The sequence below is a fragment of the Pseudomonas sp. LG1D9 genome (assembly GCF_002949995.1).
Taxonomy (GTDB): domain Bacteria; phylum Pseudomonadota; class Gammaproteobacteria; order Pseudomonadales; family Pseudomonadaceae; genus Aquipseudomonas; species Aquipseudomonas proteolytica.
The window spans coordinates 6,060,867-6,073,994 of the sequence record NZ_CP026881.1 but is presented as its reverse complement, the minus strand read 5'-3'; the positions used below and the strand labels follow the sequence as shown (position 1 = coordinate 6,073,994).

Below are 13,128 nucleotides of genomic sequence, written 5' to 3'. Positions count from 1 at the left end.
GGGCAAGCTCGCTCGCCACAGGTGCGTAGCTACACCTCTATCAGATCGCCAATTCCCCCCCATCGGCCCGCTGGATCACCACCGTGGATGCACGTGGACGCACAGTCCCAACCGTGACGTCCGTGGCAACCGTGGTCGACGGCCAGTTTTCCGGGTGCTGAATGTTGACGAACACCGTCTTGTTATCCGGGGTAAAGGTCACCCCAGTCACTTCCGAACCATTAGGCCCGACGAAGAAACGGCGCAGGTCGGCCTGGTTCTGGGCATTGACCGGCACTTGCTTGCCCTGGGCATCGACCATGTTGGTGGGGATTACCACCAGCATCTGGTCGTTGGTGTAGTCGGTCAGGGTTTTTTCGCCGTTGTCGGTCTGGATCCACATCACGCCACGGCTGTCGAAGGTCATGCCGTCCGGGCTGGCGAACTGGTTCAGGGTGGTCAGGCCGGAGCGGTTGAGGTCCGGGCTGCCAGCTGCGTTGGCACCAAACACAAAGATGTCCCAGGTGAACGACACCTGGTTATCGGCGTCATGCCAGCGAATGATGTGCCCGTGCTTGTTGTTCACCCGTGGGTTGGCGGGGTTGGCCACCGTGCGGCTGGTGTTGTTGGTGAGCGTCAGGTAGACGTCGCCATTGAGCGGGTTGACCGAGGTCCACTCCGGGCGGTCCATCGGCGTGGCGCCCACGGCATCGGCTGCACCGCGGGTGTTGAGGATGATCCCCGGCAGGTCGGTGAATTTCGCGCCCAGGGTGCTGCCGTCGGTAGTGCTGGTGGCCACGTCCAGCAGCAGCCAGTTACCACTGCCATCGGCGTTGAAGCGCGCCACGTAGAGCTTGCCGCTGTCCATGTACTTGGCGCCGGTGGCCAGGCGATCGCTGGGGTTGGCATCGGCCGGGTCCCAGAGGGCGGTGGAGACGAACTTGTACAGGTACTCGTTTTGCGAATCGTCGCCGCTGTAGAACACCACTGGCTTGCCAGCGGTGGTCAGGCCAGGCCAGCAACCTTCGTGACGGAAGCGACCCAGGGCGGTGCGCTTCACGGCGCGGGTCGAAGCGTTGTAGGGGTCGATCTCGACGATGTAGCCATAGGTGCTGGCTTCGTTGCGGTAGTCGTCGGTCGCGGTGGCGCCGCTTGGGGTCACGTTGAAGCGGCTGAACTCGCCGTTTACTTCGCTCGGGTCGCCAGCCACCGACTCCCAGCGATAGTTGCCATTGCCGGTGCCCACGCCGATGCGCACCTGGTCTGCCGGACGGGCGCCACTTTTGTTGACGAAAATCCCTGGCCAGTTTTCTTCGCAGGTCAGGTAGGTGCCCCACGGGGTGTAGCCGTTACCGCAGTTGTTGTTGGTGCCGCGGGTCTGGGTGCCAGTAGTGGAGAACTTGGTCTTTACGTGGTCGGTGCCTTTCATCGGGCCCGCCAGGTCCATGACCGTGGCGGTGGTGAAACGACGGTTCAACGGGTCGTTTTCCATCACCTGCCAACGGCCGTTGACCTTGGTGATGCGCATCACGCCAGCGCCGTGGGCGTTGATCTCTTTGCGCACTTCTTCGACCGGACGCACACCGCCAACCAGGGTCGGGCCAGCCGGGTGCAGGGCTTGCGCGTCGATGTATTCGTGGTTGATCGCCAGCAGGCCGTCGGTGGAGCTGCCGTTGATAGGGAAGAAGTGCATGCCATCGTGGTGCATGCCCACCGAGTTGGCCTGGTCGGTGGAGGTGTTGCTGCCGTCGCTTTTCCACGGGGCTGCGTTGCTGTTCAACGGCGTGCCCCACGGGGCCAGGACGTGGGCGGTGTAGCCGGCAGCCACGGTGCAGGCATCGGTGAGGGAGCCGGGGATCGAGTTGAAGCCCAGCTTCAACGCAGGCTTGGTGGGCGTGGTCGGGGTGTCATGGTCAGAGCCTCCGCCGCTGTCGAAGCAGCCCGTCAGGCCGGTGCCGGCAATCATGGCGATCGCGGCGCCGAGTCCGCCACGTACCACACTGCGGCGGCTCAGGTAGGCAGTGAGTACCGATTCCATCGGCTCATTGAGGCTCAGGTTGCGATTCTGGTTGTCGCCAGTCTCTCGACTCATTTCATCAGGTCCTTTGTAGATCACGATTTTTGAAAGGAGCCCGAACTCTAAGAGCCGAATGTGATGATTCGCGGTCGGTTTTGTTAAAAATGTATTTAAGTGTATTTGTTTTATTTCCTTTTGTTACAAGGATGCCTATTTCACTCCTGTTAAAAAACTGACATTAAACCGTCATTAATTGACCCCCACTATGCCGCCCTTAAAGAAGAGATAGCCCTAGGGTGAGAGAACAATGGCTTCAATGGTGCGGCGCGATGTATTGGGATGGATGACGCTGGGCGCCTGTGCGCCGTGGCTGGCCGGCTGCTCTAGCCTGGGGGCTGCGGCGGGGCCCGCGGACAGCCAGCCGGTCGACTTGTTGTACATCGCCGACACCCTCGATGCGCGCCTGCCGGGTCGCCCGGTGGTCCCCGCCACACGTCTGGGGCCGGCGACACGGATCGGCCAGGCGCCGTGGATCACCGGGGCCAATGCACGTTTTCGCCAAGCCGATGGCAGCCAGTTGGATGGCCTGCTGGATGCCTCCTTGAGTGACAGCGTACAAACCGGTGGCTATGCGGTACTCGGCGCGGTGCTGCAACGCCTGCGTGATGAAGCCGGGCATGAGAATAGCCTGACCCTGGAAAACGGCCAGTGCTGGAACGGCAGCGGCCTGGCCTACCTGACCCGTGGCTTGTCCGGGGTTCAGGGCAGCCAGTTGCTGGGCAGCGAGGTACGGGTCAGCAGCGATGAACGCGTGCTGTGGCCCGAACAATGCCAGGGCCTGTATCAGCAATTCGGTCATCCGGTGCTGGGCGCCGGCCTGGCCAGCGCCAGTGCGCAGCGCCTGGCCACCCCGGGGATGCAGGTGTTCCGCCGGGGGGGCGTGCGTATCGCCGTCGTCGGCATCACCGACCCTTATGCGCGGGACCAGCAAGGTTCCTTGAAGCAATGGTTGCACAGCCTGCAACCGGTGCTCACCCAAGCCCGTGAAGAAGCCGACCTGGTGGTGGCCCTGGCCGATGTCGGCACCGGGCCGGGGTTCTGGCTGGCGGAGCGCCTGAGCCAGGTGGACTTGATGTTGTGTGCCCGTGGCCAGGACCTGTGGCCGCAGCCGGTGGAGATCCTGCAGAGTTCCGGCAAACGTGTACCGGTGGTGCTGGGGGGACCCGGGCCAGCGGCGCGTTTCGCATCCGTTGCCAGGCGCAGGCGGGGCAATGGCGGTTTGATGCACGCTTTTTTCCGGCCCAGGCCAGTGCGTTGGATGCCAGCGCCCAGGCCCATGCCCAGCGCCTGCAACCGCGCCTGCAACAACAACGCGCCGCCCACGCGGCCTGGCTCGACCAACCCCTGGCCAAGGCCCCGGAAAACCTCTGGCGCCGCGATGTGCGCGCCGGCAGTTGGGATCGCCTGTTGCACCAGGCCCTGGCCCGCGAGCCCAAGAGCGCGGTGCTGCTACCGGGCCTGCGTTATGACAGCCCCTTGGCGCGCGGCCAGATGATCACCCGCGAACACTTGATCAGCCTCAGTGCCAGTTACCCGGCGCCGGTGGTCGATGTACCGGCGCAGCAGGTGCGCCAGGTCCTGGAAAACGGCGCCGAGCAACTGTTTGGCGAGCCGCTGCTGCTGGATAACAGCCAGGACCTGCCGCGCTGGCTCGGCCAGCCCTGGCAAGTCACTTATAGCCCCGGCGGTAAAAGGGTCAGTGAGTTTGCCGAACCTGTAGGCACCTGCCGCACCTTTGGCCTGGGCTTTGCCGCCGATGCCGGGCAACCGTTGTGGCAACACCTGGAAGGCTGGTTGCGCGAGCAACCGGCGGATTGGCAACTGGCGCCGTTGCAATTGCCCGAAGTGCGTTACGTGCAAGGGCACCCAGGATGGCATCCACGGAGCCTGCTCAGTTGAACCGCGCAGGCAGCCTGCTCAACGTGCTGCTGGTTACGTTGGTGGCCTGGCTCGCGGCGCAATGCGTGTTGCAACTGTGGCACGGGATCGCGCAGCCGATCGTGCCAACTGCGGCTCCCGCACCGGTCGCCGACCTGTTGAGCAGCCACTGGACACCACGCCAAGCGCCCAGCGACGACCTGCCGTTGACCACGCTCAAGGTCGATTACCTGGGCAGCCTCAAGGCCACACCCTTGCGCGCCACGGTGCTGGTCCTGCGCTTTGCGCAACAAGAACGCACGCTGACCCTGGGTCAGCGCCTGGCCCCGGGCATCGTCTTGCAGGACATCGATGAACGCGGGCTGATTTTCGACAATCAAGGGCAGCGCGAGCGCTTGCCATGGCCGACTGAGCGCCCGGTGATCGGCCTCAAGCGCAAGGAATGAACCGACGATGCACATGATCAATAAATGCCTGGGCCTGAGCGCATTGTGCCTGGCCTTGAGCGTGACCCCGGTCGGCGCCGAAGAAGCACCGGCCTTGTATGAAGTGAACTTCATCGATACCGAACTCACCGACTTTATCGACAGCGTATCGCGCATCACCAACACCACCTTCATCATCGACCCGCGGGTCAAGGGCAAGGTCACGGTGCGCAGCCTGGACATGCTCGGTAGCGAGGCGATCTACGACATCTTCCTCGCCCAGTTGCGCGCCCAGGGGTTTGCCGCCGTCAACCTGCCCAATGGCAGCGTGAAGATCGTGCCGGACCAGGCCGCACGCCTGGAGCCGGTGCCGGTGGAGTCAGCGCGCCAGGTTGCGCAAGCCAACGACGGCATGGCCACCCGGGTATTCAGCGTGCGCAACGCCGCCAGTGAACAGATGCTCAATATCCTCAAGCCGCTGATCGACCCTCGCGTCGGGGTGATCAGCCCATACCCGTCGGCCAACCTGTTGGTGATCACCGACTGGCGCAGCAACCTCGACCGTATCGACGCGCTGTTGCAGCAACTCGACCAGGTCAGCCAGGAGCCCCTGGAAGTGCTGCCCCTGGTCAACGCCAGCGCCAACGACACCGCGCAATTGATGACCCGCTTGCTGGCCCGCGAGCAGGGCGCCGATGGTGCGCAGGTGGTGGCCGACCCGCGCAGCAACGCCTTGCTGGTGCGCGGCAGTGCCGACAGCCGCCAGCGCGTGCGCGCGCTGCTCAAACAACTGGACCAGCCGCAAAATGCCTTGCGCCCGTCGAATACCGTGGTGATGTACCTGCGCCATGCCAACGCCGCCGAAGTGGTCAAGGTGCTGCGCGGCTTGAGCCAGGACACTCCCGGCGCCGGTGGCGAGGGCGTGGCCGGGGAAGGCGCGCCCAAGCAGATGGCGGCCAGCGCCTCGGGGATTCGCATGGAGTCGGAGGAGGGTACCAATGCCGTGGTGATGGTCGGCCCGGACAGCGAAATCGCCGCCTACCGCACCATCGTCGAACAGCTGGATATCCGCCGTGCCCAGGTGGTGGTGGAGGCGATCATCGCCGAAGTCTCCGACACCCGCGCCCAGGAACTGGGGGTGCAATGGTTGTTTTTGGGTGACTCGTTTGGCGGCGGCGCGGTGAACTTTACCAATGGCGGGACGAGCATCGCCGGCCTGGCGGGGGCCGCTGCCAGTGGTGACACGGCTGGCCTGGGCAAGCTGTTGGCCAATGTGCCCGGCGCCACCGCAGGCTTTGGCAAGCTCAACGGCGGCGGGCTGAACTTCCTTGCACTGCTCAACGCACTGAAAAGCGAAAGCGGCTTCAACCTGCTTTCGACCCCGACCCTGCTGACCCTGGACAACGCCGAAGCGTCGATCCTGGTGGGCCAGGAAGTGCCCTTTGTGACGGGCTCGGTGACGCAGAACAACACCAACCCCTACCAGACCATCGAGCGCAAGGAAGTGGGGATCAAGCTGCGGATCAAGCCGCAGATCAATATCGACAACACCGTGCGCCTGGACATCGTGCAAGAGGTCTCGTCGATTGCCGAAAGCACGGGCGCCAGCGATGTGATCACCAACAAGCGCGAGATCAAGACCAAGGTCATGGTCGAAGACAACGGCCTGGTGGTGCTCGGTGGGCTGATCGGTGACGAGGCCAAGAACAGTGACCAGCGTGTGCCGTGGCTCGGCGACATTCCGGGGGTAGGGCGGCTGTTCCGCTCCAACGCCAGCCAGCGCACCAAGCAGAACCTGATGGTATTTATCCGCCCGCGGATCATGCGCGATGGCGAGACCCTGGCCCAACTGAGCAGCGAGAAGTACCGCAACCTCAAGGTCAACTCCAACCTGGCATTGCCCGCAATCTCCGATAACAACGCCTTGCTGCGCCTGTTCCCGGCCAGCCGCGAACGCCTGGACGAGGGCGTGTGGTGAGTACGTTGTTGCCTTATCGACTGGCGCGCCAGGCGGGTTTGGCACGGGCGCCGGGCCCGCAGGGCTGGACCTTGTGCCTGCGCGAGGATGTCGACACCGACGCCTTGCAGGAAGTGTTGCGGGTGCATGGCCTGCCGACACTGGTCGAGCACCTTGACCCGGCCCAGTACGAACTGCGCCTGGGCGCTTTGTACCAGGCTGGCGAGTCAGCCACGGCGGCGTTGATCGAAGGCATCGGCGAGCAGGTTGACCTCGACAGCCTGATCAACGAACTGCCGCGTATCGAAGACTTGCTGGAGAGCGACAACGAGGCACCGGTGATCCGCTTGATCAACGGCCTGTTCGCCGAAGGCCTGCGCCTGCGGGCCTCGGATATCCATATCGAAACCTTCGAGCAGAGCCTGGTGGTGCGCCTGCGGGTCGATGGCCATCTGCGCGAGATCCTGCGCCCGCCACGGGCCTTGTCGGCGATGTTGGTGTCGCGGATCAAGGTCATGGCGCGCCTGGACATCGCCGAAAAACGCCAGCCCCAGGACGGCCGCATTACCCTGCGCTCCGCTGGGCGCGAGGTGGATATCCGCGTCTCGACCTTGCCCGGTATCCACGGCGAGCGCGTGGTGATGCGGGTGCTGGATAAACAGGCCAATCTGCTGGACCTGAATAACCTGGGGATGCCCGCCGAGGTGGAGCAGGCTCTGCGCGCCTGCCTGTCACGGCCCAACGGGATTCTGCTGAGCACCGGGCCCACCGGCTCGGGCAAGACCACCACGCTGTATGCCAGCCTCAATGCGCTGAACGATGGCTCGTGCAACATCCTCACCGTCGAAGACCCGGTGGAATATGCCATCACCGGCATCGGCCAGACCGCGATCAACCCCCGCGCCGGCATGACCTTCGCCAGTGGCCTGCGGGCGATCCTGCGCCAGGACCCGGACGTGATCATGCTCGGCGAAATCCGTGACCAGGAGACCGCGCAAATCGCCGTGCAAGCCAGCCTCACCGGGCACTTGGTGCTGTCGACGCTGCACACCAACAGCGCGGTGGGCGCGGTCACCCGCTTGCGTGACATGGGCATCGAACCGTTCCTGATCGCCTCCAGCCTCAAGGGCGTCATGGCCCAGCGCCTGGTGCGCCGTTTGTGCCATTGCGCAACGCCTGCGCCATTGCAGGCCGCCGAGCGCCAGCTGTGGCCGGAACTGGCAACCCTCGAACAGAGCTTTCACCCCCAGGGCTGCGACGACTGCCAGGGCAGTGGCTACAACGGCCGGATCGGGCTCTACGAATTCATCACCCTGGATGCCGGCTTGATCAGCCTGCTGTACGACGGCGCCAGCGAAGCGGCCATGCACGAATACCTGGCCGACAAGCGCCAGAGCCTGACCGCCATGGCCACCGACTGCCTGCGCCGTGGCGACACCAGCCTGGAGCAGGTCCTGCGTGCGGTGCGCGACTGATGCCAACCTACCGCTACCAGGCGCTGGACCTGCGCGGCAATCGCCGCAAAGCCAGTATCCAGGCAGAAAGCGAGCGCCATGCCCGGCAACTGCTGCGCGAGCAAGGCCTGTTCGCCCGTGAACTGCAGGTGCAGGGCGCTAGCCTGTCGAGCCCGCGTGGGCAACGTTTGAACCATGGGCAACTGTGCGAATTGACCCGCCAATTGGCCACGCTGTTGAGTGCCGGCATCCCACTGGTGGATGCCCTGGGCACCCTGGAACGGCAATTGGCAGAGCCGGCGATCCGCAACCTGCTGGTGGCGGTGCGCGGCGCCCTTGGTGAAGGTTTGAGCCTGGCCCAGAGCCTGCGTCGCCAGGGTGGGCAGTTCAACACGCTGTATTGCGCACTGGTCGAGGCCGGTGAGCGCTCGGGCAAATTGGCGCCGGTGCTGGAGCGCCTGGCCGAGCACCTGGAGCAAGTACAAAAACAGCGGCACAAGGCGCGCACGGCGTTGATCTACCCGGCGGTGCTGATCCTGGTGTCGCTGGCGGTGGTGATCGGCCTGATTACCTTTGTGGTGCCCAAGCTCACCGAGCAGTTCAGCCACACCGGGCAAAGCCTGCCGTTGATCACCCGGGTGCTGATCGGCGCCAGCGAAGGCCTGGTGATGCTGGGCCCGTGGTTGCTGGGGCTGGGTTTGCTGCTGGCGCTGGGGGCGCGGGTTTTACTGCGCCGGCCACTGTGGCGCTTGCGCCGTGACAGCCTGGCCTTGCGCCTGCCACGTATTGGCGTGCTGTTGTCGGTGCTGGAAAGCGCGCGGGTGTCGCGCAGCCTGGCGATTTTGCTCGGCAGTGGGGTGCCGTTGCTTGAATCCCTGGAGGTCGCCACCGCCACGGTCGGCAACCGGCAGATTCACCAAGCCCTGGAAACCGTGCGTGAGCAGGTCGAAGGCGGCGTGACCCTGTACCGCGCCCTCAGTGCCAGCGGGCACTTCCCGCCGATGCTGCTGAACATGGTCGCCAGCGGCGAGGCCAGCGGCACCTTGCCCGACATGCTGGAGCGGGTCGCCGACAACCAGGAGCGTGGGTTTGCGCGCCAGGTCGACCTGCTGCTGGCGTTATTCGAACCCCTGATGATTCTGCTGATGGGCGCGGTGGTGCTGTTCATCGTGCTGGCGGTATTGCTGCCAATCATGCAGCTCAATCAGGGCCTTAGCCTTTGAACAGACAACCTGAAACTGGAGAACTTGAAATGGAAAAGCACGCCATGCCAGGCAATCGTGCAGTCAAACGCCGCGAACGCGGTTTCACCCTGATGGAAATCATGGTGGTGATTTTTATCATCGGCCTGCTGATCGCGGTGGTCGCCCCCAGCGTGCTCGGTAGCCAGGACAAGGCCATGCGCCAGAAGGCCTTGGCTGACCTGGCGACCCTGGAGCAGGCGCTGGATATGTACCGCCTCGACAACCTGCGGTTCCCTACCTCCGAGCAGGGTTTGCAGGCCCTGGTCAGCAAACCGTCCCTGGAGCCGTTGCCTCGCAGCTGGCGCGCCGACGGCTATATCCGCCGGCTGCCCGAGGACCCGTGGGGCAACGCCTATGGCTACCGCACGCCAGGCCAGCATGGCCGGGTGGATCTCTTTTCCCTGGGGGCTGACGGCCAGCAAGGCGGTGAAGGCACCGATGCCGATATCGGTAACTGGGACCTCTAAGCATGCGGCGCAGTCGCGGGTTTTCGCTCCTGGAAATGCTGGTGGTGTTGTTGATCGTCGGTTTGTTCAGCGCCCTGGGCGTGGCCTTCCTCGATGCCGGCCAGGCGCCGATGCGCCAGGCCTTGGCCCAACTGGCCAACGAGGCGCGCAGCCAGGCCGCCCAGGCCCGGCATGCCGGGCAGTTGCTGGGCTTGCGCTGGAACGGCCGCAGCCCCGAGTTCGTGCGCTGGCAGGCTGGGCGGGGGGCGCCAGGATGGCGGGTCGAACCCTCGCGCGGCGCGCCCTGGCCGGCCGGCCTGCAACCTGACTGGCCCGTGAGCAGCGAGCCCCAAGTGATGTTCACCCCATCGGGGCTGGCCCGCCCGGTGTCATTGACCTGGCGCTGGGCCGAGGGCCGCCAGCGCTGGCAATGGCAGGCCGACAACACCTTGCATATCGCGACCCTGCCATGAAGCGCCAACGAGGTTTTACCTTGCTCGAAGTCATGGTCGCCCTGGGGATTGCCGCGCTGATGGCAGTGATGGTCAGCCAGTTGCTGCGCCAGCGCATCGCTACCCACCAGGCCGTCGCGCAGCATCGCCTGGGCAGTTTGTGCGCGCGGGAGCTGGAGACGCGGTTTGGCGTGGAGCAGTACTGGCCGCAGATCAATGTGGTGAGCGGTCAGTTGCGGCAGGGGCTTGGCACCTGTCATTGGCAATTGACCCTGGGCAATACCGGGGTCAATCGCCTGCGTCGTGGTGAGTTGACGCTCTTTGCCGATCCCGAGCAGCGCCAGCCCCTGGGCCAGTTCAGCCTGTTTCTGGTGCGCCCATGAAGGCCACGCAGCGCGGCTTGACCCTGGTGGAGTTGTTGGTGGCGATGGCCCTCACGGCGGTGGTCGGGGTGTTGCTGGCGGCTCTGGTCAATGGCTGGGTCAAGGTGCGTGAGCGCCTGGAGGAGCCCGGCGGCGAGCCCCAGGTACTGGAATTGTGCATGGCCCTGGAGCGCCGCTTCGATGCCCTGGTGTTGCGCCAGTTGTACGAGCAGCGCTTGCCCCTGGAGTTGGCCTGGCTGGAGTGGCAGCCGAGCCTGGGGCAACTGCAGTGGGTGGCCCTGGCCGCATGGCCGCCCGCCGACGGCGCATCGCGCGTACAACGCCAGCGCCTGTTGTTCGATGCGCGCCAGCAGCGCCTCGAGCTGTGGGTCTCGGCCGACCTGTACGCGGCCAGCAAGCCCCGCTGGACGCTCAAGGAGTCATTGGCGCCGGTCGCGCGCGCCACGTTCAGTTTTTATCAGGGCACGCGTTGGCTGGCCTTTCCTTCTACTGTTGCCGCCCAGCCCAATCGCGGCGTGCGGATCGAGTTCGAGCATCATGGAGCCCCTTATGTCTGTACCTTCGCCTTGCCCGATACCCAGCCGTGAGTGGGAGCACCGGTATGTTTGAGCGTCTGCGGGCCAAACCCCGGGAATGGTTGCTGATGCGTCCGCCAAGCCTCGCCGAAGGTCGTTGGCAGTGGCTGCACTACAGCGCGCAACGGGCTTGCTCAAGCGGCGCCTGGCCGCCACCGGCCGCACTGCTGCAACTGCCGGGCGCCTTGATTATCCCGGCGCTTGACTGCAGCCATTTCTGCCTGCCGGCACCGCCGGGTCTCAAGCGCCATGAGTGGCCGCAATTGTTTGAAGAGTACGCGCAGCAGCCCGCCGAAGCGTTACTGGTCAGTTGCCTGTCCCGCGAAGCTGGGCAGTTGGAGCTATTGGTGATGCAGCGCGAGCAGGTGCAGCAATGGCTGGCCGAGTGTGCCGCACTTGGCGTGCAAATTACCCACGGCTGGGCGGAGTTGCAGTTGCTGCCAGACGCCGAGCCGGGGCACGCGGTGCGTTGGCAGCGCGAACAACTGCTGTGCCTGAAGGCCCACTCCCGGCAATGGTTGGTGTGGCCACAGGCGTTGGGTGAGCGCTTGCCCCAGGCCTGGCGCGACTTGCCTGCGCAGACGCTTGCGGGCGACTGGCCTTCGCGGCTGTCGCGCCTGGAGCAATTGCCCAGTGTGCTGGAAGGCTCGCGGCCGACGCGCGTGCGCGCGCAGCGAGCGCCGATGATGAGCCGCTTGCAGCGCCACTTGCTGCTGGGATGCATGGTGTTGGCGGCCTGTTGGGGGGCGGTGTATCTGCTGCAGAGCGTGCGTCAGGTCGACGTGTGGAAAACCCAGGTCCGGGCGGTGGCCGGGCCCGCCAGCAACCCGCAACAGGCCCGTGCGGCGTTGGCGCGGGTGCAAGGCGCGGCGAACGAGTGGCAGGTGCGCCAGCAACAGATCGTGGCCCTGGAGCAGGGACTCTCGGCCTGGTTGCAACAGCAACCCGGCTGGTCGGTGACAAGCATGGCGTTTGACGGCAAGCATTGGCGCCTCGGCCTGCGCGGCAATGGCCCCCGGCCGGAGCCGACCCAATGGCAGGCCATTGCCCAACTCGCGAGTGCCCAATGGATGGATGAAGCACAGGGCGCTGGCGGGCAACTGCACCTGAGTTTTGATCTGGGAGAACAACCATGAACGCCCGGATGCAAGCGTACCTGACCCACTTCAACCAACTGCCGCCCAAGCGCCGCTATAGCCTGCTGGCCGGCTGGTCAACCGTTGTGCTGTTGCTGCTGGTGTTGCTGACGCGGCCGCTGTTGGCAGCCTGGCAGGATGCGCGCCAGTGGCAGGCACTGGCGCAGCAAGCCAGTGCGCTGCTACCGCCCGCAGCGTTTTCCAACGAGCAATGGCAGGCGCTGGCGGTGTCGCGCCAATGGGTGTTGACCCGTGTCGAACAGCAGGGCGATCGCTGGCAATTGCAAGGCGAGCTGCCCGGGCCCCAGGCCCTGCAACAACTGCTGCGCACTGTGCAGGAGCAGGGGGCACGGCCGCTGCAGTGGAGCCTTGAACAGGGGGGCGGCCAAAGATATGTCTTTAGCCTGGAAGTGGCGGCGCGGCCATGAGTCGCGCGCTTATCACGTGGGCCGTTCTGGTGTTTGCCCTGACCTTGCTGCTGGAACTGCCAGCCACCTTTGTCGCCCGCCAAATACCCTGGCCGGCGGGCTGGCAGCCCATCGGTGTCGCGGGCAGCGTATGGCATGGCCGCGCGGCGCGGGTCGGCGCCCTGGGCCCGGTGGAGTGGCACCTGCGGCCGTGGAAGGCGCAGGTGAACCTGGGCTTTCAACAGCGCATATGGGCGCTGTCGGTCCAAGGCTGGCCATGGAAGTGGCAGGTGCAACTGGCACCGCGCGCGGTCAACGCCGTGCCGGCGCCGATGTTCGTGCTGGACGGTCGCTGGGAAGGTCGATTGCAGGTTAATGGCGCCGGGGCCAGTTGTCGTAACACCGAAGGCCAGTTGGTGGGGCACGACCTAGCGCTGTTGAGCCCGTGGCTGGTCAAGCTGGGCAACGCCCGGATCGAACTACAGTGCAGCGATGGCCTGCGGCTGCTGGCGGATGTGCAATTAGCGGCCGAGCACCATTTCAAGGTCCAGGCCGCCGCAAAGCGGTTGCAGGTGGATGGGCAGGTCGAGCCGGGAGCCGCCGTGACCCCGCTGCTGGTGCAGGCGCGCTGGCTGCAACCGGCGGCGCAAAGCTTCAATAAGGTGCTGGGTAAACCCTGATCGTTCGATGGATCGCGAAATAGTGTCTATCTTCT

General features: G+C 65.1%; 12 protein-coding genes and 1 pseudogene. 12 read left to right on the top strand and 1 reads right to left on the bottom strand.

The window, feature by feature from the left end; translation table 11 throughout:
* Window positions 1–40 precede the first annotated feature (40 nt).
* Window positions 41–2,071 (bottom strand): PhoX family phosphatase, encoded by a 2,031-nt coding sequence (locus C5F71_RS27805; protein ID WP_104912523.1) that lies wholly within the window; start codon window positions 2,069–2,071, stop codon window positions 41–43.
* A 232-nt stretch (window positions 2,072–2,303) separates the two neighbouring features.
* Here C5F71_RS27805 and C5F71_RS27800 point away from each other — a divergent pair.
* The 12 genes and pseudogenes from C5F71_RS27800 (at window position 2,304) to gspN (ending at window position 13,093) form a co-directional block, all read left to right on the top strand.
* A pseudogene (locus C5F71_RS27800) lies at window positions 2,304–3,955 on the top strand (lipoprotein UxpA).
* Complete coding sequence (locus tag C5F71_RS27795; RefSeq protein ID WP_240160286.1) at window positions 3,952–4,380, top strand: pilus assembly protein PilZ; 429 nt, start codon at window positions 3,952–3,954, stop codon at window positions 4,378–4,380. Before C5F71_RS27800 ends, C5F71_RS27795 begins: the two are co-directional and overlap by 4 nt.
* Before the next feature lie 7 nt (window positions 4,381–4,387).
* Window positions 4,388–6,337, top strand: coding sequence for a type II secretion system secretin GspD (gene gspD / locus C5F71_RS27790; RefSeq protein ID WP_104912521.1), 1,950 nt, complete (start codon window positions 4,388–4,390; stop codon window positions 6,335–6,337).
* Between the two features lie 5 nt (window positions 6,338–6,342).
* Window positions 6,343–7,791 (top strand): GspE/PulE family protein, encoded by a 1,449-nt coding sequence (locus tag C5F71_RS27785; RefSeq protein WP_104912683.1) that lies wholly within the window; start codon window positions 6,343–6,345, stop codon window positions 7,789–7,791.
* Entirely contained in the window at window positions 7,791–8,993 is a 1,203-nt protein-coding gene (gene gspF, locus C5F71_RS27780; protein ID WP_104912520.1) for a type II secretion system inner membrane protein GspF, read from the top strand. The genes C5F71_RS27785 and gspF overlap by 1 nt, the downstream gene beginning before the upstream one ends.
* A 29-nt stretch (window positions 8,994–9,022) precedes the next feature.
* A complete protein-coding gene (gene gspG / locus C5F71_RS27775; protein ID WP_371128903.1) occupies window positions 9,023–9,481 on the top strand; it encodes a type II secretion system major pseudopilin GspG in 459 nt (152 codons plus the stop codon).
* Between the two features lie 2 nt (window positions 9,482–9,483).
* Window positions 9,484–9,933 (top strand): type II secretion system minor pseudopilin GspH, encoded by a 450-nt coding sequence (gene gspH, locus C5F71_RS27770; RefSeq protein WP_070994188.1) that lies wholly within the window; start codon window positions 9,484–9,486, stop codon window positions 9,931–9,933.
* Entirely contained in the window at window positions 9,930–10,295 is a 366-nt protein-coding gene (locus C5F71_RS27765; RefSeq protein ID WP_029291117.1) for a type II secretion system protein, read from the top strand. The genes gspH and C5F71_RS27765 overlap by 4 nt, the downstream gene beginning before the upstream one ends.
* The gene (locus tag C5F71_RS27760) at window positions 10,292–10,882 is read left to right on the top strand and encodes a type II secretion system protein J (protein WP_070994189.1); all 591 of its coding nucleotides are present in this window, start codon (window positions 10,292–10,294) and stop codon (window positions 10,880–10,882) included. Before C5F71_RS27765 ends, C5F71_RS27760 begins: the two co-directional genes overlap by 4 nt.
* Window positions 10,883–10,896: 14 nt before the next feature.
* A complete protein-coding gene (locus tag C5F71_RS27755) occupies window positions 10,897–12,006 on the top strand; it encodes a type II secretion system protein GspL (protein WP_104912519.1) in 1,110 nt (369 codons plus the stop codon).
* Window positions 12,003–12,434, top strand: a complete 432-nt coding sequence (gene gspM / locus C5F71_RS27750) for a type II secretion system protein GspM (RefSeq protein ID WP_104912518.1) — start codon at window positions 12,003–12,005, stop codon at window positions 12,432–12,434. The genes C5F71_RS27755 and gspM overlap by 4 nt, the downstream gene beginning before the upstream one ends.
* The gene (gene gspN, locus C5F71_RS27745; protein WP_104912517.1) at window positions 12,431–13,093 is read left to right on the top strand and encodes a type II secretion system protein N; all 663 of its coding nucleotides are present in this window, start codon (window positions 12,431–12,433) and stop codon (window positions 13,091–13,093) included. The genes gspM and gspN overlap by 4 nt, the downstream gene beginning before the upstream one ends.
* Window positions 13,094–13,128 lie beyond the last annotated feature (35 nt).